This window comes from Parvibaculum sp. (genome assembly GCF_045863935.1).
GTDB lineage: Bacteria > Pseudomonadota > Alphaproteobacteria > Parvibaculales > Parvibaculaceae > Parvibaculum.
Genome location: NZ_BTVP01000044.1, coordinates 1 through 22,989, shown reverse-complemented (window position 1 = coordinate 22,989; position 22,989 = coordinate 1). Strand labels below are relative to the sequence as shown.

Annotated in this window: 18 protein-coding genes and 1 pseudogene; 15 read left to right on the top strand and 4 right to left on the bottom strand. The window is 59.9% G+C overall.

Annotated elements, in window-relative coordinates; translation table 11 throughout:
• The 5 genes and pseudogenes from ACKUUH_RS14995 to ACKUUH_RS14975 form a co-directional block, all read left to right on the top strand.
• Positions 1–263, top strand: a 263-nt coding sequence (locus ACKUUH_RS14995) for an enoyl-CoA hydratase-related protein (RefSeq protein WP_407950707.1), incomplete at its 5' end; no start/stop codon positions are given.
• 8 nt (positions 264–271) lie between these two features.
• Positions 272–1,429, top strand: coding sequence for an acyl-CoA dehydrogenase family protein (locus ACKUUH_RS14990; RefSeq protein ID WP_407950706.1), 1,158 nt, complete (start codon positions 272–274; stop codon positions 1,427–1,429).
• 10 nt (positions 1,430–1,439) lie between these two features.
• Positions 1,440–2,228, top strand: coding sequence for an enoyl-CoA hydratase/isomerase family protein (locus ACKUUH_RS14985; protein ID WP_407950705.1), 789 nt, complete (start codon positions 1,440–1,442; stop codon positions 2,226–2,228).
• An 11-nt stretch (positions 2,229–2,239) separates the two neighbouring features.
• Positions 2,240–3,418: an aromatic ring-hydroxylating oxygenase subunit alpha gene (locus tag ACKUUH_RS14980; RefSeq protein ID WP_407950704.1), complete on the top strand. Its 1,179-nt coding sequence runs from the start codon at positions 2,240–2,242 to the stop codon at positions 3,416–3,418.
• 4 nt (positions 3,419–3,422) lie between these two features.
• Positions 3,423–3,731 (top strand): annotated as a pseudogene (locus ACKUUH_RS14975) (cytochrome P450); the annotation flags it as partial.
• Between the two features lie 66 nt (positions 3,732–3,797).
• Here ACKUUH_RS14975 and ACKUUH_RS14970 read toward each other — a convergent pair.
• Together ACKUUH_RS14970 and ACKUUH_RS14965 are read right to left on the bottom strand one after the other, a co-directional pair.
• Positions 3,798–4,538 carry an enoyl-CoA hydratase/isomerase family protein gene (locus ACKUUH_RS14970; RefSeq protein WP_407950703.1) on the bottom strand — a complete coding sequence of 247 codons (741 nt, stop codon included), beginning with the start codon at positions 4,536–4,538 and terminating at the stop codon, positions 3,798–3,800.
• A gap of 88 nt (positions 4,539–4,626) precedes the next feature.
• The gene (locus ACKUUH_RS14965; protein ID WP_407950702.1) at positions 4,627–5,505 is read right to left on the bottom strand and encodes an alpha/beta fold hydrolase; all 879 of its coding nucleotides are present in this window, start codon (positions 5,503–5,505) and stop codon (positions 4,627–4,629) included.
• 165 nt (positions 5,506–5,670) lie between these two features.
• Between ACKUUH_RS14965 and ACKUUH_RS14960 the strand changes: the two genes are divergently transcribed.
• From ACKUUH_RS14960 to ACKUUH_RS14930, 7 genes are all read left to right on the top strand, one after another.
• Positions 5,671–6,474, top strand: coding sequence for a FadR/GntR family transcriptional regulator (locus ACKUUH_RS14960; protein WP_407950701.1), 804 nt, complete (start codon positions 5,671–5,673; stop codon positions 6,472–6,474).
• A 126-nt stretch (positions 6,475–6,600) separates the two neighbouring features.
• On the top strand, positions 6,601–7,734 hold the full coding sequence (locus ACKUUH_RS14955; RefSeq protein WP_407950700.1) for an NAD(P)H-dependent flavin oxidoreductase: 1,134 nt from the start codon (positions 6,601–6,603) through the stop codon (positions 7,732–7,734).
• A 51-nt stretch (positions 7,735–7,785) separates the two neighbouring features.
• Entirely contained in the window at positions 7,786–8,232 is a 447-nt protein-coding gene (locus ACKUUH_RS14950; protein ID WP_407950699.1) for a PaaI family thioesterase, read from the top strand.
• 157 nt (positions 8,233–8,389) lie between these two features.
• The gene (locus tag ACKUUH_RS14945) at positions 8,390–10,024 is read left to right on the top strand and encodes a flavin-containing monooxygenase (protein ID WP_407950698.1); all 1,635 of its coding nucleotides are present in this window, start codon (positions 8,390–8,392) and stop codon (positions 10,022–10,024) included.
• Between the two features lie 651 nt (positions 10,025–10,675).
• Entirely contained in the window at positions 10,676–12,298 is a 1,623-nt protein-coding gene (locus tag ACKUUH_RS14940) for a type I restriction-modification system subunit M (protein WP_407950697.1), read from the top strand.
• On the top strand, positions 12,291–13,598 hold the full coding sequence (locus tag ACKUUH_RS14935; protein WP_407950696.1) for a restriction endonuclease subunit S: 1,308 nt from the start codon (positions 12,291–12,293) through the stop codon (positions 13,596–13,598). Before ACKUUH_RS14940 ends, ACKUUH_RS14935 begins: the two co-directional genes overlap by 8 nt.
• Positions 13,599–13,769: 171 nt before the next feature.
• Positions 13,770–16,991, top strand: coding sequence for a type I restriction endonuclease subunit R (locus ACKUUH_RS14930; RefSeq protein ID WP_407950695.1), 3,222 nt, complete (start codon positions 13,770–13,772; stop codon positions 16,989–16,991).
• A 489-nt stretch (positions 16,992–17,480) separates the two neighbouring features.
• On the opposite strand, the gene trpS is transcribed toward ACKUUH_RS14930, so the two are convergent.
• Positions 17,481–18,482, bottom strand: a complete 1,002-nt coding sequence (trpS, locus tag ACKUUH_RS14925; RefSeq protein WP_348322760.1) for a tryptophan--tRNA ligase — start codon at positions 18,480–18,482, stop codon at positions 17,481–17,483.
• A 35-nt stretch (positions 18,483–18,517) separates the two neighbouring features.
• Here trpS and ACKUUH_RS14920 point away from each other — a divergent pair, with 35 nt between their 5' ends.
• The 3 genes from ACKUUH_RS14920 to ACKUUH_RS14910 all read left to right on the top strand — a co-directional run bounded on the left by ACKUUH_RS14920 (position 18,518) and on the right by ACKUUH_RS14910 (position 21,879).
• Complete coding sequence (locus ACKUUH_RS14920; protein ID WP_407950694.1) at positions 18,518–18,811, top strand: hypothetical protein; 294 nt, start codon at positions 18,518–18,520, stop codon at positions 18,809–18,811.
• 461 nt (positions 18,812–19,272) lie between these two features.
• The gene (locus ACKUUH_RS14915) at positions 19,273–21,141 is read left to right on the top strand and encodes a hypothetical protein (protein ID WP_407950693.1); all 1,869 of its coding nucleotides are present in this window, start codon (positions 19,273–19,275) and stop codon (positions 21,139–21,141) included.
• 393 nt (positions 21,142–21,534) lie between these two features.
• Positions 21,535–21,879: a DUF6634 family protein gene (locus ACKUUH_RS14910; RefSeq protein WP_407950692.1), complete on the top strand. Its 345-nt coding sequence runs from the start codon at positions 21,535–21,537 to the stop codon at positions 21,877–21,879.
• 406 nt (positions 21,880–22,285) lie between these two features.
• On the opposite strand, the gene ACKUUH_RS14905 is transcribed toward ACKUUH_RS14910, so the two are convergent.
• Entirely contained in the window at positions 22,286–22,612 is a 327-nt protein-coding gene (locus ACKUUH_RS14905; protein ID WP_407950691.1) for a 2Fe-2S iron-sulfur cluster-binding protein, read from the bottom strand.
• Between the last annotated feature and the right edge of the window lie 377 nt (positions 22,613–22,989).

Below are 22,989 nucleotides of genomic sequence, written 5' to 3'. Positions count from 1 at the left end.
CGATGGGTCTCGTCAATGCGGTCGTTCCTGACGACAAGCTGGATGAGGAAGTGGACGCCTGGTGCGCCGAGCTTGTGGAGCGCAGTCCGACGGCGATTGCCATCGCCAAGAAATCGTTCAACGCCGACAGCGACAATATTCGCGGCATTGGCGGTCTCGGCATGCAGGCGCTCCGCCTCTACTACAACTCGGCGGAGTCGAAAGAGGGCGTCAAGGCGCTCAATGAAAAGCGCAAGCCGGAATTCCGCAAGCATATGAAATAGGTGGCATCTTGGACTTTGCATTCACGTCCGACCAGGAAGCCATTCGCGACACCGCGGCACGATTTGCGCGTGAGCGGCTTGCGCCCGGCTACAGGGCGCGCGAGATCGACGGAAAGATCGACCGCGCGCTCATCCGGGAGATGGGCGAACTGGGTCTGATCGGCGCCGACCTGCCCGAAGAGCTTGGTGCGCCCGGTCTCGATAGCGTCACGACCGGCATTATTATCGAGGAAATATCGCGCGGCGACATTAGCGTCGGTTATGTCCAGCTTCTCGGTTCCTTGATGGGATCGATCGTCGCAGCGCACGCAAGACCTGAAGTCGCCGATGAAATCGTTCCGCGGATTTGCTCGGGCGAGGCGATCGTCGCGCTCGGTCTGACGGAGCCGCGAGGCGGCTCCGACGCGGCGCATCTGCAGATGAAAGCGCGCGCCGACGGCGACGGCTACGTCCTGTCGGGGGAAAAAACCTCGATCTCGATGGCCGAGCAGGCCGATCACATTCTTGTGCTCGCGCGCACGGATGAAAACAATCCCGGTGCCGGCGGCGTGTCGGCCTTTCTCGCGCCGCTCGACGCGCCCGGCATCACGTGTTCGAGTTTCGACGATGTGGGTTCGAAGGCCGTTGGCCGCGGCTCGGTATTCTTCGACAATGTGAAGGTGCCGGCGCGGCTTATGGTCGGCACGAAGGGAGAGGGCTTCCGGCAGGTGATGCAGGGGTTCGACTATTCCCGTGCGCTGATCGGCCTGCAATGTCTGGCTCCCGCTTTCGCGTCGCTGGAGGAGACCTGGAAATATGTGACCGAGCGCGTAGCCTTCGGCAATCCGCTGGCTAAATATCAGGGCGTCACGGAACCGTTGGCCGAAGCTCAGACGTTGCTCGAGGCGGCGCGTCTGCTTTGCTACAAGACGCTTTGGCTTCGCGACAATGATTTGCCGCACACCGCCGAAGCCGCGATGTGCAAATGGTGGGCGCCCAAGACGGCTTTCCAGGTCATCCACCGTTGCCTGCTCACGCACGGACATGGCGGTTACAGCACTGATCTGCCCCATCAGCAGAGATTACGCGATGTGATGGGGCTGCAGATCGGCGACGGTACCGAGCAAATCCAGAAGATGATCATTTCGCGCGAGAAAGTCGGTCGAGTGGCCGTGCCTTATGCGTGAGGGAGGCTACATGACCAGCGCCACGGAAGCCCCGGTTCAGACCGGGATACAAGACGGCATCGGAATCGTGGCGCTCAACAGGCCCGACAGGTTCAATTGCCTCTCATCGGCCGTCATGGCCGGTCTCGACGAGGCTCTCGCAAGGTTCGAGGGCGACAGGAAGGTTCGTGCCGTTCTGTTGCTCGCGCGTGGAAAGCATTTCTGCACCGGCGCCGATCTCGACGAGGTGCTCGACGCCCGCAAGGAGCGGGGTCGGCTGGGCGCGTTTATCACGAGCGGTCATCTCCTCCTGCGCCGATTTGAAGTCTCGCCTCTGCCGATTGTTGCCGCGGTGAACGGTTTGTGTCTTGCGGGCGGGCTTGAATTGATGATGGCATGTGACGTGGTTTTTGCTGGTCAGTCAGCGCAGGTGGGATGCCAGCATGCTCGTTACGGTCTCGTACCGGGTTGGGGCGGCACGCAGCGTCTCGCGCGCATCGTCGGTTCGCGGCGTGCCCTTGATCTGATGTTCAGCGGCCGATGGCTCAAGGCGGATGAGGCGCTGGCTTGGGGGCTTGTGAACAATGTCGTTGACGACGGCGCGCTTGTCGGAGAGGCGGAAGCCTATTGCGCCGATCTCGCCAAAAAGAATCCGGAAGGCCTTGCCGCCATGAAGCAGCTTTGCAGGAACGGGCTCGATGGATCACTCCAGGAAGGTCTGGATATGGAACGGAGCGTGGTCGTAGACGCGCTGATGAGCGAAAATGTTTCGGAGGGTTTGGCGGCGTTCCGGGGGCGCCGGGAACCATTATTCCGCTAACGGATAATCAAGTGGACATCGTCGGGAGACGCGCGATCATGAAACACGAAGCCCAGGTCGAACAGCTGCAGAAGATTTTCGGCTATCTCGACGCGGGTGAGACCGCAATGGGCGATGCCGTGTATCATCATCATGTCAGCGACTACACTAGTCCGGACCAGGCTAGCCGAGAACGGGAGGTGCTGTTCCGGGATGAGCCGCTTCTGATCGGGTTGAGCTGCGAATTGCCCAATCCCGGCGACTATGTAACCGACGATTTTTCAGGCGTGCCGATCCTGGCGGTGCGGGATGAAGCGGGGCAGGTCAATGCTTTCATCAATGTCTGCCGCCACCGCGGCGCGCGCGTCGCGTCGGGCTGCGGCAGCGGCAAGGCCGTGTTCAGGTGTCCCTATCATGCATGGACCTACGACCGGAGCGGCAGGCTGAGGTCGATACCGTTCGAGCGGGGCTTCGAGAGCGTCGACAAAACGAGCAACGGCTTGAGGTCTCTGCCGGTGGTGGAGAAATACGGCATGATCTGGGTCATGCCGGCGCCCGGCGGGTCGATCGACATCGACAGCCACCTAGCGGGCATGGCGGACGATCTCGCCGCGTTTGGTCTTGTGTGCTACAGCCACTACGAGACGCGCGTTCTCCGGGCCCGCCTTAACTGGAAGCTCGTGATCGACACGTTTCTCGAAACCTACCATCTGAGTACGCTGCACAAGAACACGATCGCGCCGATCCTGCACTCGAACCTCGGCACGTTCGACGGCATGGCGCGAAATCTGCGCATGATTGGCGCCCGCAAGACGATCGATGCCCTGCGCCAGAGACCGGAAAGCGAGTGGGATCTGATTCGCCACTCCGCCCTCGTATACGTGCTCTTTCCGAATACGGTCTTCATCATGCAGGGCGATCATCTGGAGACGTGGCGGGTTTATCCGGGCGACAGCGTGGATGAATCGAAAATGCACGTCTCTCTCTATACGCCCGAACCCGCCGTCACCGACAAGGCCAGAAAGTACTGGACCAAAAACATGGACTTGCTGATGGCGACGGTGCAGCAGGAGGATTTCCCGCTGGCGGAAAATATCCAGCGCGATTTTCACTCGGGCGCACAAGATTTTGTGACTTTCGGCGCCAACGAGCCGGCTCTCGCGCATTTCCACAAATCGGTCAAGAAAACGCTTGGTATTGACGCCGTGTGAAGCCGGCAATCAGATCAAGAAGGGCGACAGGGTTACCATGTGGTACGTCTCTGGCAATCGGGACGAGGAGGCGATCGACGAGCCGAACCGCTTCATCATCGATCGTCTAAGGCCGCGTCAACACCTCTCCTTCGGCTTCGGCATCCATCGCTGCGTCGGCAAACGGCTGGCGGAAATGCAACTCCGCATCGTCTGGGAAGAAATCCTGAAGCTCTGGCCCGACAGGCCGATCGAAGTGGTCGGCGAACCAAAGCGGGTCTTTTCCAACTTCATCAAGGGCTATGAGGCCTTGCCGGTAAGAATCCCGGGCTGAACCCAGACGGGTGGAAAACCTCCACCCGTCGACAAGGTCGCTGACGGCGCGGCGAGTGGCCCACCGTCATTTTTTTCCGAATGAGGCCACCCGTTCGCGTGCGTCGAAACAGGCGCCGGGGCTGTGCGCGAGTTCGTAGGCCAGCCCTGCCTGGCCGGTCATGCCGTCGGTCGCGCCCAGCAGGCCTTTGTTGACCTGATTGCTGTAGGTCGAATTGGCGGCGATACGCTGAGCAAGGTCGTTTGTCGTCTGTTCCAGTTCGGCATCGTCGACACAAATGTCGACCAATCCCATGCGCTCCGCCGCCTCCGCCGCGAAAATATCGGAGGTAAACATCATCTGCTTGGCCTTCGACAGCCCGATGCGACGCGGCAGTCTTTGCGTCATGCCCCAGAGCGGGCTCAGCCCCCACTTGCTATGCGTGTCGCCGAACTTGGCGGAGCGCGCGGCGATGATGATGTCGGCCGCGAGCGCAAGTTCGAGTCCGCCGGTGTAGCAATGTCCGCGGACGCAGGCGACGACCGGTTGCGGCAGTTCGGCCAGCGCCTGAATGGTCTTCGCCTGGAAATGCGGCTCCGGCGGGCGCTCGCCTTTCTGGATGTCCTTCAGATCGTGGCCGGCTGAAAAAGCCTTGCCCGCGCCCGTGATGATGACGCATGCCACCTCGTGAACCTGTCCGCGAAGCGTATCGACATGCCCGCGCAATTCTTCGAACAGAGGGACATTGAGTGCGTTCAAGGTTTCCGGACGGTTGAGTGTCAGCGTGCAAATGCGCCCGCTGTCCTTGCGAAGAACCAGATTCGACATAGGCTTTCTCCCTTCCTCTTCTCGATCTTTTTTATGGCGTCTTCATCTGTCGAAGACGCACACGCGTGCATGAGTCCGCCTGGGTTGGCTACGATGCGCTCGCGGCGGGTGCCATTCGCGTCAGAAAATCCAGAACGGCGCTTGTAAATATGTCGTTCTTGTCGCCCGCGACCATATGGCCCGCATTTGCGACATCGACAAACTCGGAATGAGGAACAATTTCGGCGAATTGCCGCGCTGCTTCGACCGTCACCAGATCGCTGTCGCGGCCCCGGACGAGGAGCGTCGGTATTTTCAGGGAACGCGCCGCTATTTCGAGGCGTTCGGGTTCTCGGCTGCCTTGTGGCTTTTGCGCGCCGGTGATGAAAAGCGGGTCCCAATGCCAGTAGTAGCGGCCGTTTTCCCTGCGGCGAAGGTTCTTCGCCAGTCCGCTCAGGTCTTTGGGGCGAGTCCGGCCGGGCATGTAGCGCGAGATCGTATCGGCTGCTTCCTCAAGCGAGGCGAAGCCTTCTTCCAGATTCTCCGACATGAATCCGATAATTTTTTGAACCCCTTCCATGTTCATCTGAGGGGTGATGTCGACGAGGATCAGCGCCGCAAACCCGCGCCGCCCGGCTTTCGCATATTCTCCCTGCGCGATCATGCCCGCGATGCCGCCGAGAGACGCGCCGACCAGGATGGGAGGCACACGGAAACTGTCCGCGATGTCGAGGATATCTTCCGCGAAACGCTCCATTCTGTAGTCTCCATCCGGAGACCAGTCGCTTTCGCCGTGCCCGCGCAAATCGACGGCGAGGGCGTAATAACCGTTTTTTCCCAATGTTTTGCCGCAGGCTTGCCATGCATGGCGTGTCTGCCCGCCGCCATGGGCGAGCAGAACCGGACGCCCCTGGTCGGGACCGAATGCCTCCGCCGCGATTTTGAGATTCTGAACAAGGGTGAACAAGGTCCGGTTTGCGGACGTCATATGCTTTGATTCCAATGGGTTCGCATGTGTACTAAGGGTCGAAATCCATTATGATGAATTGATGGCGTGTTGCAAACACGGACGATGGTGTTGTAGGCGGGTTCTCCCAGCCGGTCCTCGATCGGAGGCGATTGTCCTTGAAAATGAAGATTGTGGGTATCTGAAATGAAAGCGACCTTGCCCGTTTCACGAACCAGCCGGTTTCCGAAAGGGTCCGGCAAGCGTGCCCTCGCAGTTGCGCGGCGGATCGTCGAAGACATCGAGCAGCAAGGCGCCGAGGTCGGAGATCGCTTGCTGCCCGAACAGGAGATGCTCGTGCGCTATGGAGTGGCCCGCGCGACCTTGCGGGAGGCGCTCAGGTTTCTCGAATTGCAGGGAATCATTTTCCTGCGGCCCGGTCCCGGCGGCGGGCCGATCGTTCAGGAGCCGCGGCCGAAAGATTTTGCCAGCACGATGGCGTTGCTGCTCCAGTTTCTCGGCACCACGTTCCGTTCACTGATTGAAGTGAGGCAGGCGGTGGGCCCGACCATGGCGTCGCTTGCGGCAGAGCGTGCGTCCGATGAGGATATCGACAAGCTGAATACGTCATTGGCCACATTGAAGACGTTGTCTGTTTCTTGTGACTCCTATGTGGAGGAGAACAGGCGTTTTCACGACCTGCTTGCCTGGGCGTCCGGCAACCCCTTGATCGGATTCTTGATCGGTTCGCTTCACAACATCACGAATGCGTCGGAAGTCGGCATAACTTATACGGAGGGTGAGCGCGACTATCAGATCAAGGCGTACGGGCGGCTTCTCAAGGCGATTGAGGATCGCAATCCAGACCTCGCTTTCATCGAAATGTCCCGATTCATAAGCCGATCCGACAAGTATCTTGAGGCTCGTCATCCCGACATCATGTCCAAAATCGTGCGTTGGCAGGATGCTGACGACCTGAGTATGCCGCGGGTTCCCCGACGGAAATGCTAGGCGAGTGTTCGCGATGCCAACGTCGTTTTTGCGACACTTGCGCCGCTCCCCGGACATCGATAATTTATGATCATAAATAACGCGGCCAATAGCGGCCAATAGAAGCCGCCGGATGGGAGGATAGCTATGACCCTGCATAGCCGAGTGTGTGATATTTTGGGCATCAAATACCCGATCTTGCTGGCCGGTATGGGCGGCGCGAGCGTTCCACGGCTTGCGGCGGCGGTATCGAATGCGGGTGGCCTTGGTGTGCTCGGCGCGGCTGCTTGCTCTCCCGATCAACTGCGTGAATGGATTCGGGAAACGCGGTCGCTTACGGACAAGCCGTTTGGTGTGGACACCCTGCTGCCAGCCTCCGTGCGCAGGGAAGCCTATAAGGGCAAGGCTGGTCCGTCTCCGATGGATTTGCTGCCTGAGTACCAGAAATTCGCGCAAGATTTCATGAAGACGGAAAACATACCGCCGCTGAAATCCAGGGCGCGGGAATCCGAGGAAGCTCACCGTTCGTCCAAATCGAATGCGCCGCTGTTTTCGAAAGAATTCTTCGAAGCGCAAATGGAAGTTGTGGTTGAGGAGCGGGTTCCTGTCTATGCGGCGGGTCTCGGCAATCCGGGGCCTTGGCTTGATCGGCTCCACGCCAACGGCACCAAGGTGATGGCGGTCGTCGGCGCGGTGAAGCATGCCCTGCAGGTGGTCAATTCCGGCATTGATCTGATCGTCGCGCAGGGCCATGACGGGGGCGGGCACAATTCACCCATCGGAACGATGGCGCTCATCCCGCAGGTTGTCGATGCGATTGCGGGTCGCATTCCCGTACTCGGCGCGGGCGGCATTTCCGACGGGCGCGGCATCGCGGCGGCCATGATGCTCGGCGCAGAAGGCGCCTGGATCGGTACGGCGTTTCTCGCGACCGATGAGGCCGGCATCGAGGATTTCCAGAAGGAAGCGATTGTCGAGTCGGGTGACGGCGATACGCTTGTTTCCCGGACCGTCACCGGAAAGCCGGCCCGCATCATTCGCAACAAGTGGTCCGAGGCTTTTGCCGAGGCAGGTCTGGAGCCGCTGCCCATGCCCTTCCAGCCCATGGTTGCGATGCCGGTGCTGGCGGCGGCGGCGGCGGTAAAGCGGAAAGATATCGCGCCCGGTTTCGCGGGGCAGGGCATGGGGCTCATTCACAAGGTGAGGCCGGCTGCGGAAGTCATGGCCGATCTCGTGAAAAGCGCCGAAAGCTCACTGGGCCGGGCAAATATCTATCTGTAAGACTCGGCTGCGCGCGCCTCGGGTACCATTGAAGGTTTCGGAGAAAACGAGATGACAATTGTTGCAAAGCTGCCGGAGTTCAACCAGGAAATCGCACAGGGTTTCATAAACGCCAGCAATTCAATGAAAGGGTTGCCCGAGTTTCTGGGAGTTCGCATCACACATATCGAGCCGGGCAAGCTCACTGCCGAGATGGAAGTCTCGGATCGGCTGTTGACGCCGATCGGAAACATGCATGGCGGGGTGCTGGCTGCGATGTGCGACCATGTTCTCGGCTGCGTTTGCTATCCGCATATGCGGAAAGGACAATGGGCGGCGACGACGGAATTCAAGCTCAATCTGCTGGCGCCGGTATCCTCGGGCAAGGTGACAGCGGTGGCCGAGTTGATCGCGATGACAAAATCGACTGCGGTGGTTCGTATCGATGTGACGAACGAGGGCCGCGCCTGTTGTGCGGCGCAGGGGACTGTTCTCATTCGCGATCCAAGGCCCGCATAGGCAACGCAGCCCTGGTCCCGGCGCTGCGAGGAAGATTGCTCGGCGACTGAACGATGGTTTCGACAAGGTGAATTCTGGAGCGACCCTCGCCTCATCGTGGTGGTGGGAATGTAGCCAGTCAAGGCGGCTGCGGTGGATATGAAGGGAAACGGTCTCGATGAATTGGGTGCAATCCGGCCAGACGCAAGAAAGAGACGACGCTGAAGTATTGGATGCACTCATTGTTGGAGCGGGATTCAACGGCATCTATCAGCTTCACCGCTTACGCCAGGAAGGCTTCAATGTGCGCCTGTTCGAGGCTGGTGCCGATCTGGGCGGTTGCTGGTATTGGAACTGCTATCCCGGCGCGCGGGTCGATTCCCATGTTCCGATTTACGAGTTCTCGATTGAGGAATTATGGCGCGACTGGAACTGGACCGAAAGATTTCCGGCCTGGGACGAGCTGCGCCGCTATTTCCATTACGTTGACAAAAAACTCGACCTGAGCCGGGACATAAGGTTCAGCACGCGCGTCAGCGCGGCGGAATTCGACGAGGCGCGGGATGAATGGGTTATCGGCACGACCGACGGCGCTACCGTGCGCGCCCGGTTCTTCATCCTTTGCGCCGGTTTTGCGTCCAAGCCCTATACCCCGAACTACAAGGGTCTTGAAAGTTTTGCCGGTGAGTGCCATCACACGGCGCTGTGGCCCCAGGAGGGCGCCAGCTTTGCGGGCAAGCGGGTCGGTGTCGTGGGAACCGGAGCGAGCGGCGTTCAGGTGGTGCAGGAGGCCAGCAAGGACGCGGCGCATCTGACGGTGTTCCAGCGCACACCGATCCTCGCCCTGCCGATGCAGCAGCGCAAGCTCGACGTCGAGACGCAACAGCGGATGAAGGCCGATTATCCGGAGATATTCCGTATACGGCGCGAAACGTTCGGCGGATTCGACATTCTCAGGGACGAAAGGTCAGCACTGGAAGTGCCGCCAGAAGAGCGCCGCGCGCTTTATGAAAAGCTCTGGCAAAAAGGCGGCTTCCACTACTGGATCGGCGGATTTGCCGACATCCTGACGAATGAGGAAGCAAACCGCACCATGTACGATTTCTGGCGCGACAAGACCCGCGCCCGGATCAAGGATACGGCATTAGCCGACAAACTCGCGCCGATGGAGCCGCCGCATCCCTTCGGCGTCAAGCGCCCCTCGCTGGAGCAGTGGTATTACGAAGTGTTCAATCAGGAGAATGTCAGCCTGGTCGATGTGCGCGAGACGCCGATCGAGGAAGTGGTTCCCGAAGGCGTGCGCACGAAGGGTGGCCTGGTTGAACTCGACATGCTCGTCCTGGCGACGGGGTTCGACGCCGTGACCGGCGGGTTGACCCAGATCGATATACGCGGGACGGGCGGCGTGACACTCAAGGAAAAATGGACCGAAGGCGCGCATACTTATCTCGGTTTCGCGACGTCCGGATTCCCGAACATGCTGTTGCTTTACGGTCCGCAGAGTCCTTCCGGCTTCTGCAACGGCCCGACATGCGCCGAATTGCAGGGCGAATGGGTTGTCGATTGCCTCAAGTATATGCGCGAGAACAATAAGCGGCGGATGGAGGCGACCGTTCAGGCCGAGGAAGAATGGACACAGCTCCTGAACACCATAGCCGACATGACGCTCTTTCCCCGTGCCGATTCCTGGTACATGGGCGCCAACATTCCGGGTAAGCCGCGGCAGCTTTTGAATTTCCCCGGCGTGACCATTTATATGGACCAATGCAATGCAGCCGCGTCCAAGGGTTATGAGGGATTCGTCCTGGGTTAACGGAACCGCAGCGGCCTCGCTGCTGGTGTGGGCGCGAGCCTGTGGGGACGCGAGCGTTTGACACCGAATGTCTGCATGATTTTGAGCTTGCCCAACATTGGACCAGCTGGGCTGATAAATTCCGGCTTCATCTGTCGACAGGCTGACAGCGCCGGCATTTTGTCTTCTTCGATCACGGATCGGCGTCCTGTATCACTACGCAGCCGGGCCTGAATGATCACGCGTCATTTGAAAGTGCTGGCATCGGGCTCAATTACAGCATCAGCCGCTATCTCGACGCCCGCTTCGATTATGGCTGGCAGTTCGACAAGGCACCCGGCGCCACCTCCCGAAGCGGCCTCGCCAATATCTCCGTCACGCTCGCCTATTGAAGGCGCACGCAAAAGCAACACCAGAATGGGTGCTGATCACCACGCGCACGCATCAGCGTCCGCTTCCGGCGCAAAGCGGCCATCCAGACGGTCGGCACTGGCCTTCGGATACTCCCTCACATCCCGGCCAAATCCCTCGTCAAACCCCCGTGCCAGCCACACGGGCTTTTGCTTGTTCAGACTTGCCGTATCATCCGCTAAAGTCCGGATTCGGGGGAGGGGGATGGTCGCCTGGCGGCCAGCCGGGCCATTCTCCATTCGACAAGCGGAAAGAGGAAGCATGTCCAGCGGGCAGCCGAAAAAGCGCGGGGCGAAGGCGAAAAAACCCGCCACGGCGAAGGAATCGAAGGGAAGCAAGGGCGATCTCGGCTTCGAGGCGGAGCTTTTCAAAGCCGCCGACAAGTTGCGCGGCAATATGGAGCCGTCGGACTACAAGCATGTCGCGCTGGGCCTGATCTTCCTCAAGCACATCTCGGACAGTTTCGAGGCAAAGCGCGCCGAACTGCTGGCGAACTACCCGGAAGGCGCGGAAGATCCCGACGAATACGCCGCCGGCAACATCTTCTGGGTGCCGAAGGAGGCGCGCTGGTCGCATCTCCAGGCGAGCGCCAAGCAGCCGGGTATCGGCAAGCTGATCGACGAGGCGATGATCGCCATCGAAAAGCGCAACGAAAGCCTGAAGGGCGTGCTGCCGAAGGATTATGCGCGCCCCGCGCTCAACGCCGTCATGCTCGGCGAGCTGATCGACCTCATCTCAGGGATAGCTCTGGGGCAGGAGAGGGGGCAGTCGCGCGACGTGCTCGGCCGAGTGTATGAATATTTCCTCGGCCAGTTCGCTGGCTCGGAGGGAAAGCGCGGCGGCGAGTTCTACACGCCGCGCTCCGTCGTCCGCACCATGGTCGAGATGCTGGAGCCCTACAAGGGCCGCGTCTACGATCCCTGCTGCGGCTCGGGCGGCATGTTTGTCCAGTCGGAGAAATTCGCCGAGGAGCATGAGGGCAGGATAGGGGACATCGCCGTCTACGGGCAGGAGTCCAACTACACGACCTGGCGGCTCTGCAAGATGAACCTCGCCGTGCGCGGCATCGATGCGGACATCCGCTGGAACAGCGAGGGCAGCTTCCACAAGGATGAGCTGCGCGATCTCCGCGCGGACTACATCCTCGCCAATCCCCCCTTCAATATTTCGGACTGGGGCGGCGACCGCCTGCGCGAGGATGTGCGCTGGAAATATGGGGTGCCACCGGCAGGCAACGCCAACTTCGCCTGGGTGCAGCACATCGTCCATCATCTCTCACCCTCCGGCACGGCCGGCGTGGTGCTCGCCAACGGCTCCATGTCGTCGACGCAGAGCGGCGAGGGCGAGAACCGCCGCGCGCTGATCGAGGGCGTCGAGGGCAAGCCCGGCGTGGTCGATTGCATGGTGGCGCTGCCCGGCCAGCTCTTCTATTCGACGCAGATTCCCGTCTGCCTCTGGTTCCTCGCCCGCGATCGCTCCAACGGTATTGCGCGCGATGTGAAGCTGCGCGACCGGCGAAACGAAATCCTCTTCATCGATGCTCGCAAGCTCGGCCATATGGTGGACCGTACACGGAAGGAATTCTCCGACGAAGACATCGACCGCATCACCCGCGCATACCATGCCTGGCGCGGCGAGGCGCGGGCAGGGGCTTACGAGGATGTGCCGGGTTTCTGCAAATCGGCGACGCTGGAGGAAATCAGAAGCCACGGCCATGTGCTGACGCCGGGGCGCTATGTCGGAGCTCAAGACCTCGAAGAAGACGAAGTGCCTTTTGCAAAACGGTTGGCGGCGCTTCGTTCCATTCTTGACGAGCAACTGATCAAATCAGAGCAAATGAGCGATGACATTAGAGCTGCCCTCGGAAGGATTTCCGATGGATAACGCGTGGGCTCAAACGGTGCTTGGAGCAATCTGCCGTTTCCAGGCTGGAGACGCATTTGGTCGTGATGATCAGGGCAGAACTTTTGGGGATCACCCATTTATCAAAGTGAGCGACATGAACCTCGTTGGCAACGAGATTTATATCTCTCGGGCCAATAACTGGGTCTCAGACGAGGAGGCGCAGCAGAATTATCGCCTTCATCCGAAGAACGCCGTGGTATTTGCCAAGATTGGGATTGCTCTTACTTACAACCGGCGCCGAAGGCTGGTCAGGCCTACGATCATCGATAACAACATGATGTCGGCTGTGCCTACACCTGATGTCGATCCTGTCTGGTTCTACTACCTCCTCTCGACGATCGACTTCAACCTCATTTCATCTGGTAGCGCACTGCCCTACCTCACGGTTAAGGATCTCTCAAGAATCGAGATCGAAGTTCCACCCAACCGGGAGCAGCAGACGATCGCCTCCGTGCTCGGTGCCCTCGACAACAAGATCGAGTTGAACCGGCGGATGAACGAGACGCTGGAGGCGATGGCGCGGGCGATCTTCAAGGATTGGTTCGTCGATTTCGGTCCAACCCGCGCGAAGATGGCCATGCGGGGCGAAGACCCGCAAAGAGAAAATGTCGTCCGCGCGCCCTACCTCGCGCCGGACATCTGGTCTCTCTTCCCGGACCGTATTGATGACGAGGGGAGGCCGGAGGGGTGGGAAGTGCGATCCTTGGACCAGATCGCTCATTTCCTGAATGGTCTCGCGCTGCAAAAATATCCGGATCAAGGGCAGGGATCGCTTCCGGTGATCAAGATTGCCCAGCTTCGTGCCGGACACGCCGATGCCAGCGATCGAGCGTCCACAGACATCCCGGAGTCCTATGTGGTCGAGGATGGTGATCTTCTGTTCTCTTGGTCGGGAAGCTTGATACATCGAATTTGGACCGGTGGACGTGGTGCTCTCAATCAGCACCTCTTCAAAGTTACATCCGACATGTTCCCGAAGTGGTTTGTCTTCTACTGGATCGGCCATCACATGCCGGATTTTCAAGCTACGGCCGCCTCCAAGGCAACGACGATGGGCCACATCCAGAGGCATCATTTAACACAAGCGACGGCTATCGTTCCTAGCGATCCCGTCATGACCGCCGCAAACGAACTCGTTAGTCCAATCTTCAACCGGATGATTGCAAACGACATCGAGACACGAACGCTCGCCTCCACCCGCGACCTCCTCCTCCCCAAACTCATGTCCGGCGAAATCCGCGTGAGGGAGGCTGAGAAGATCGTGGGCGAGGTCGTCTGAGAAGGGCATAGCTTTCAAAATCCGGTCGTATCCGGAGCGATTGAGGAAGACTGATTGTTCGTGTCCGTCTTTTGCGTGAATATGGGCACCTAATCCATTCTGAGGTTTCGCTGTGAGCAGGGTCGGCCATTCCAGAACTGACGACCATTCCCGGCGCGGGGCGGCTGGCTGATGGCATTCATTTCCGAAGCCGAAGTTGAGGATGTGCTGCTCGGGCAGTTGCGCGGTCTCGGCTATGCCGTTGCCTTCGAGGCGGAGATCGGACCGGACGGGAGGGCGCCCGAGCGCGAAGCCTATGCCGATGTGCTGTTGGTCAAGCGACTTGCCACCGCCATTGAGAAGCTGAATCCGTCTATTCCCGCCGAGGCGCGGGGCGACGCGTTGCGCAAGATCGTCGCCACCGAAAATCCCTCCCTTGTCGAGGAGAACCGGCGTCTCCACAGGCTGATGGTGGAGGGCGTTGATGTCGAGTTTTACGGTGAGGATGGAACGATCCGCGGCGACAAGGTGCGCCTCATCGATTTCGACGATCCTTCCGCGAACGACTTTCTGGCGACCGGCCAGTTCACGGTGGTCGAGGGCGGTGTCAACCGCCGGCCCGACATCGTCGTCTTCGTGAACGGCTTGCCGCTCGGTGTCATCGAACTGAAGGCGCCGGGCGGCGAGAGCGCCACGCTCGCCGGCGCGCATAACCAGCTTCAGACCTACAAGACGCAGATCCCCTCGCTCTTCCGCAGCAACGCCGTTCTCGTCATCTCGGACGGGCTGACGGCGCGTGTCGGCTCTCTCACCGCAGACCGCGAGCGCTTCATGCCCTGGCGCACGACCGATGGCGAGACTGTCGCCGCAAAGGGCGCGCCTGAACTCCAGGTGCTGATCGAAGGCATCTTCGAGCCCCGCCGTCTGCTCGATCTCCTGCGCGACTTCACGGTCTTCGGCGAAACGGGATCGGACCTCGCGAAGATCATCGCCGGCTATCACCAGTTCCATGCGGTGAAGCGTGCGGTCGCTTCGACGCTGCGCGCGCTCGCGCTCAACAAGGAGGGCGAGGCGAGGGTGTCCGGCCTCGCTGAGGACCCGGCCACATTCGGCCTGCCGGGTGTTGGCAGCTATCAGAAGGGCGACAAGCGCATCGGCGTCATCTGGCATACGCAGGGGTCGGGCAAGAGCCTCCTGATGGCCTTTTATGCCGGGCAGCTTGTGCGCCATCCCGAACTCGAAAATCCGACCATCGTCGTCATCACCGATCGCAACGATCTCGACGACCAGCTTTTCGCGACCTTCTCCATGTGCCGCGACCTGATCCGCCAGACGCCGGTCCAGGCCGAGAGCCGCGAGGATTTGCAGGCCGCGCTGAGCCGCGCCTCGGGCGGTGTGGTCTTCACCACCATCCAGAAATTCTCGCCGCTGACGGGCGAGGCGAACTATCCGGTTCTCTCCGAACGGCGGAACATCGTCGTCATCGCCGATGAGGCGCATCGCAGCCAGTACGGCTTTCGCGCGCGCATCGAGCGCAAGACAGGCGACATGGCCTATGGCTTCGCCAAATATCTGCGCGATGCGCTGCCCAATGCCTCCTTCATCGGCTTCACGGGAACGCCCATCGAAAAGGACGACGTGAACACGCCCGCCGTTTTCGGCGATTATATCGACATCTACGACATCAGCCGCGCCGTCGAGGACGGCGCCACCGTTCCGATCTACTACGAGAGCCGCCTCGCGCGCATCGAACTGCCGGAAGATGAGAAGCCGCGGATCGATGCCGAGATCGCGGAACTGACCGAGGACGAGGCCGTCACCGAGCAGGAGAAGATCAAGCAGCGATGGGCGACCGTCGAGGCGCTGGTCGGCTCCGACAAGCGCCTCTCCATGGTGGCCGAAGATCTCGTCCGTCATTTCGAGGAGCGCGTGGGCGCCATGGACGGCAAGGCCATGATCGTCTGCATGAGCCGCCGCATCTGCGTCGCGCTCTACCGCAAGATCGTCGAACTGCGCCCCGAATGGCACAGCGACGACGATGCCGAAGGCATGGTCAAGGTCGTGATGACGGGGTCGGCCTCCGATCCGCAGGACTGGCAGCCGCATATCGGTACGAAATCCCGTCGCGATCTTCTCGCCAAGCGCGCGAAGAATCCCGGCGATCCGCTGAAACTCGTCATCGTCCGCGACATGTGGCTCACCGGCTTCGACGCGCCCTCGATGCACACCATGTATGTCGACAAGCCGATGCGGGGCCACGGGCTGATGCAGGCGATCGCCCGCGTCAATCGCGTCTTCCGCGACAAGCCCGCCGGTCTCGTCGTCGACTACATCGGCATCGCGCAGAACCTCAAAAGCGCCCTCAGCCAATATTCGGCGGACGATCAGCGCCAGGCCGGGGTGGACGAGGCCGAGGCCGTCGCGGCGCTGATCGAGAAGTTCGATGTTGTGAAAGTCATGTATCACGGCTTCGACTATGCGAGCGGTCTTGCCGGAACGGGTCATGAGCGGCTTGCCGTTCTGGCCGGAGCGGTCGACTGGGTTCTCGGAAAGCAGCACGAGGCGGCGGCGCGCGAAACGACAGGGGATGGCAAGCGGCGGGAGAACCGCCGTTATCAGGACGCCGTGTTGGCGCTCTCCAAGGCCTTCGCTCTTGCCTCCGGCAGCGACGAGGCGCGGGCGCTTCGTGACGAGGTCGGCTTCTTCCAGACCGTTCGGGTCGCGCTGGTGAAGTCCGCCGATACGACGGGGCTCTCCGGCGCCGACCGGGAATTCGCGATCCAGCAGATTCTGGATCGCGCCGTGGTCTCGACCGAAATCGTCGACATCCTTGCGGCCGCCGGCATCACGACGCCCGACCTCTCGATCCTGTCGGATGAGTTCCTCGCCGAGGTTCAGCAGCTTCAAAGGAAGAACCTCGCGCTCGAAGCGCTGCGCAAGCTCCTCAATGACGAGATCCGCTCCCGCAGCAAGACCAATGTCGTCGAGACCAAACGCTTTTCGGAGCGTCTGGAGGCCGCAATTGCCCGCTATCACACCAACGCCATCAGCACCGTCGAGGTGATGCAGGAGCTGATCGATCTGGCAAAGGACGTCCGGGCCGCAAGGCAGCGCGGCGCGGAGGAGGGGCTCACCCAGGACGAAATTGCCTTCTATGACGCTCTCGCGGAGAACGAGAGTGCCGTCGAGGCTATGGGAAATGATTCGCTCAAGCTGATTGCCCACGAGTTGCTGGAGAGCCTGCAGGGTAATGTGACGGTGGACTGGTCACGCCGCGAAAGCGCGCGGGCCCGCATGCGGGTTCTGGTGAAGCGCATACTTCGCAAGCACGGCTATCCGCCGGACATGCAGGACGCGGCCGTACAGACCGTGCTGCGTCAGGCCGAGGCGCTGTCTGCCAGTTGGGTTGCTTAGGCTGAAGTAAGCAGGTCTGAGGGCTTTCGGAAAAACGGCCCGGAAATTGGAAAAACGCACCAGATTTTGCGGTACGTTGATGACCACAGGCTGCACGGGAATACATTCCTTGAAAGTGACATCCTGTGCAGGAACCTCGTCCTATAGACCCAGATTTTCCAGCAAGAGGGCAGCGTAAGTACCCGCAGCCATTAGTAAAAACTGGGTTTCTGCAGATTCTCTTTCCGTGCAACCAGATTCAGGTTTTATGCGATCCTACAGGCATTTTGTAGGATCGCACAGGAAACGAATCCGGCGAGCGGCTAACAGATTGATTTTATTGAAGGGCGAGGCGCGTAGGAAAAGAATCAATTCGCAGGGAAAATGAATCACCCAACGCTCGGCTGCGTAGAAACCGAGTCTCCCACTAGTGCCAGGAACTAATACCTATAAAAGTATAGCAAAAAATCGCGCTCCCTGCCAGTGCGGGATCAGTAGTGCTGGGGTGTACTACAGCACAAACAGACCGAGGCCCTCGACCACTTCGTGCTTGGTGGTCTCGGTATGGCTCCGTGCCCTTTCGGTCCCGCTGCGTATCACGTCGAGCACGTACGGCAGGTCTTTGGCGAGTTCGGTGCGCCGCGTTCTGATCGGTCCGATGAGCGCCTGCAGAATTTCGTCAAGACGCCGTTTGATCTTGCCGTCTCCCAATCCACCGCGCCGATACTGAGCCTTCAGCTCCTCGAGAGTGGCGAGGTCCTCGTCGAAGGCATCGAGGAAGGCAAAGACGACGTTACCCTCCACCTGTCCCGGATCTTCGATCCTCAGATGATTGGGGTCGGTGAACATCGCCTTTACCGCTGCCGAGATGACCTCGGGCGGAGCCGACAATGCGATGGCGTTGCCCGCCGATTTGGACATTTTGGCTTTGCCGTCGATCCCCGGCAGACGACCGGCTTTCGGAATGATTGCCTGTGCTTCCAGCAGGATCGTCTTGCCCGCCGTCGCATTGATGCGGCGCACGATTTCGTTGGTCTGTTCGATCAACGGAGCCTGGTCCTCGCCCACCGGCACCACCGTTGCTTTGAAGGCCGTGATATCCGCTGCTTGCGCCGCTGGATAACAAAGGAAACCTGCCGGGATGTCGCGCCCAAAGCCACGTGCCCTGATCTCGTCCTTGATCGTCGGATTGCGCTCCAGCCGGGAGACAGTCACGAAGTTCAGATAGAGCATCGAGAGCTCGGCCAGGGCAGGAAGACCCGATTGCAGACAGATCGTCGTCCTTTCCGGATCGATCCCTGTTGCAAGGTAGTCCAGAGCGACTTCGATTACGTTGCGACGCACCTTGCCTGGATCATGGGCATTGTCGGTGAGGGCCTGCGTGTCGGCGAGGAGCAGAAACTGTTCATGGCTGTCCTGAAACCGCAGCCGATTGCGCAGCGATCCCGCGAAGTGGCCGATGTGTAAAGGACCGGTTGTGCGGTCGCCGGTGAGGATTACGGGTCTGGTCATGGGAAGTCGTCCTCTCGAGATGAGGGAGACGCCGCATGGAGGGATCATCAAAAAAGGCCGCCCAATACGGCGGCCCTGAAGATGCAAAGAAACGTCCGGCCGCGTTGTCAGCAGGCCAGCCACCAGAAATTGGCGATGTGCGTTTCCGTTTTCATGGGCAACTCCGTATGCCCACCGGGGGTGCAAGTCAACGGGAAGTTGCGCAGGCGTCGCTTTGGACGGAAAGCGGTCCCTTCGCTCGTCTTCACCCATCATCAAGCATCGCGGCGCCCATCTGGCATGCCGTGGTGCATGGCATCATCGCAAGATCGACTCACAACCTGGAGTGATTGCGATGGGGCCAGATCAATTGCTTGTCCGGATGATCGAAACTTTCTGCCGCCAGCGTGCGGCGGCTGAACTTTCAGATGATGAGGTCGAGGACCTCTGCAGGTACTGCCAACGGCTTATTGAGGAGCGTCAGCTTCCACCAAGAACGGGAACGAAGTTCGATTGGCGGTCGATAGCGTTTGCTGCCGGGGTCGATCCCGAAAGGTTCGGGGCAGTCGCGAAACGCCTCACCTACGGCTTCGATGCTCTCGCGCGGGAAATCCCGAGGCTGCCGGAGAGGGAATTCCTGCCTCCGCAAATACCCGAAGCGCATTCCACCGCTACAGGCGCAAAGCGAACATCCAAACGGGTTGAGAAGGCGTCTGAGGCAGGTCCGAGGAAACGAGCGCTGCGCCGGCAAGTCAGAACAAGGCAAAGGAAGGATGGAAGGCGAAAGCCCGGGCCAACTCCAAGACCCGTCGTGGAGTTTCCCGAACCTCAACCGGACGACTGGGAAGATCCGGTGGAATTCCACGCCTCGCTGCAGCTTCACATGCGAAGGCACGGCGACAGCGCCTGGCACCTGCACAAGGCGATCGCGAAGCCCAGGGATGCCTTCGACAGAAGGACCATCCTGGCCTGGGCACGAGGAGAAAACCTTCCCGCAAGCGTCGACAGCCTCGAAATGCTGCGGCGGATCGAGCATCGCTACCGTCTGCCCGCGGGCTATTTTCAGGCAAAGCTGCTGGGCCGGAAACGCTCCGTCTCCGGACACCGGCGCTTGCGGGATATCTCGGCGTCGGAACGCAGGCGCATGGCCTGGCATCTGCCTGACGACTTCGACCGCCGCCCCGAGGAGGAGCGCAACGAGATCGTCGATTGGGTAAGGCGGGTGATTATCACAGGGACGACGGACTATCGCCGCTACCAGGCGGCGATGTGCAAACAGCGCTTCTCCGTCCAGTTCACCGGGCTCGATAATACGAAGGTCCGCCGCCGCCGTCCTGCAAGCGAAAGTACCACCGGATTTGTAACCCCAGTCGAAGCCCCCGCTCAACTCAGGCAAGAAATGACCGACCTCATGGGCTTCAAGACGGCTACCCTGACGGCGATCGGCTTCCAGAGACAGGGACAATGGGGCGGGGAGACCGCGTCTCAGAAACTGGAGCACCTTGGTCTGATGCTCGGTGCGCTCACGGCCCCGCCCGACAGCGAAGTCAGAGGATACGGCATTCCGCTCGAGAGCCTGACGCTGGGCCTTCTGGTCTTTCCGGCGGTATGGGACTGGTACCTCCGATGGAGAGAACGCCGCCGCGGCTTCTTCACCAACTGGGAGGTCGACATGCTGCGGACGGCCCTGGCGCTCACCCGGAAGGATACAGGCTGGGTCCGGCAGACACCGCGTCTCGCAGAGATGTTGGAGCCCGTCGAGGGGCTCTTGTCGGCAGAGGATATTACAGAGGCACGGGCGGACTGGAACGCAGCCTGCGACAGGCTGCACAGCTTTGCCACGGCACGCGCGAAGGAGATCGAGCGTGTGTCACGCGTCCACCGCGATCCGTTCGAGCCTATCCTTCCGATCCTGGAGGCGGACAGCCCCCTCGCTGAGTATCGGAAGATCACCGAAGAGATTCTCTGCTACATGCCTGACGAGCGGCGGTATCCCGTTGCGGCATCCGAGGCCGTGCGTTCGTTCTTGATGTTGCGGGTCGGGCTGCACTCCGGGCTCCGTCAGAAGAACCTGCGCCAGCTTCTCATCTGTAGTCGCGACGAGGTGCCCTTGTCGGAACGGCGCCTGACAGAACTAAAGCGGGGTCAGCTCCGTTGGAACAACCGCTCTTCGGTCTGGGAGCTCTTCATTCCGTCCGCCGCCTTCAAGAACGCGAACTCCTCCTACTTCGGGAGCAAACCGTTCCAGCTTGTGCTTCCGGACCTCGGCGGCCTTTATGAGGCGATAGACGCCTATATCCGCCGGCACCGGCCGCGGCTTCTCCGCCAGGCATCCGATCCGAGAACCTTCTTCGTGAAGACCGTCAAGACCACCTCGGCGAACGCGGCCTACAATCAGACGACCTTCTACGAAGCCTGGCGGCTCGCGATCCAGCGATACGGCATCTACAACCCCTATACCGGACGAGGCGCCATTGAAGGCCTGCTGCCGCATGGTCCGCATAACGTCCGGGACGTACTCGCAACTCATATCCTGAAGAAGACTGGCTCCTACGAACAGGCGAGCTACGCCATCCAGGACACGCCCGACATGGTCGCGAAACACTACGGCCGGTTCCTGCCGCAGGACAAGGCGGCCCTCGCGGCGCAGGTCCTCAACAAGGTATGGGAGGCTTCGTAGGGATGCGGGACAACAGTGACCTTTTCGGCCCGCCAGAACCTCTAACTCATTGATATTGCAGCGTTTGCCCCAAAATCACCGGAAAACCGGCATTTTTGGGGCAAATCCTTTATTTTCAACAGGTTAGCCAAAACGAGCGGGAGCGCGGGCTGAAAGTTCCACAATGATCCGTCTACGTCACGCCAGCAAATAGCAGCGCCGACGTCGAGATGTCGTTGTTGCGGCCGGCCGACACTTCCGCAAGAAAGCAGCGATCTGCGCTTCGCTGAAGCCGCGGAAACGCTGGCTTTGTGAAGCTGAAGGATTTCGACTCGGGATATCGCCCGCACCTTCGTTCTTGTTATGTTCTAGTCGTCGCCATAGCCTCCTCTTCACTGCACAAGGAGGACTGGCATGCTTATCGTGGTTGCGCGTGAAGGTGTTCTGCGAATCCGCTATCTGAACGAAGAGATCGAGCGGCTGAAGGCGCTCTGCCTCGACCTCGAATGGATACGAGCCGGTGTGTTGCCGTCGATCGAGGACCTCGAGGACGCACCTCTTCTCGACAATTACGAAATCACCTTGCGGGACGTACCCGCTCTCAAGGGAAGGGTCGTGGCACACCCAATTATCGGCACGGCGACTGCTCTCACATCTGAGCTGCGCGTCATAGCTCCTGATCTAGGCTGGGCGCGCACGATGTCTCGCTTCTACAGGCTCGGCTCTCCCCGCGATACGGTCGCCAGGATGTTCTCCTGACATGGAGACCGTTGGGGCGAAGCAGGTAGAATCGAGAGCTGATGAATCGCTGCTACCAAGTGCTTTCTCCGGCACGCACAGACGTTCCAGCTCTTGCCACACAAAAATATTTCCGTGTGGTAAAGGCCATTACAAGGCTGATGAAACTTGAAGGTCGCCGCAATCTTCCGGCTTGGTTCGGGGTTTTCACCCATTGCTCCCCGCCGGGCGCCTCGTTTTCTCCGGTCGAGGTAGAGCCGAGCATCGACGTGGACAGGGGCATTTTCTGGGACGGCGCGACAGCGGCGACGAGCGGCTTTTGGCGTACTGGTTCAACTGCTCCGATAGACGCGCGTCGCGAGAAGACGTCGATATCGGGCATTCGCATATTTAAGTTTCGGGTGACGGGAAAGAATAGAAAGTATCGTCAATTCCAGCGTTGCCAGTCAGGAACGCGCAACCTCAGTCCGTCAAGTTTCTTCGACATAGTAAGCTGGCAACAAAGTCTGCTTTCGGATCGTGCGTCCGGTGCGAAATCGAGAATATCTTCTTCCATACCCGAGGCGGTACCCACCCGCTCCAGCCATTCTGGCTCCACGTAAACGTGGCACGTAGAACAGGCACAATTACCGCGGCAATTCGCGGAAATGCCGTCAATCTCATTGGATACCGCCACATCCATAACATTCTCGCCGGAATGGACGCGGAACAATTTTTCGGTGCCATCGGGAAGTATGAAAATCAACTGAAGCATATTCCAAGCCCGTACTCTGACTCCTGCACAGCGGCTATCCCTGCAATAGCCTCGCAAGTTGCTGAATGTTCCAACGTTCCGAGCGATCGGTATGACGTGAGGAAGAAGTGAACCCATTACGGGAATCCTTCTCGCTCCTCGTGGAGCGGGGGCGGAGTAAAGCAGACTGGCAAAAGAAGAGTGCCATTACTCCTTGGAATAGTGTCAATCGCATAGCACGCTCCTATCAATTCGCTGTGACCATTAAACGTTTAAGGGTGCACGGAGTTGAGACTGCGTAGCGTCGATTCAGGCAAACATTCCGAGCACTATCACTTTGAAACTTGCTCTCAGCTTAGCATCGTTCGAGGGTCCTCAGGCATTTTCCTTGAGCACAT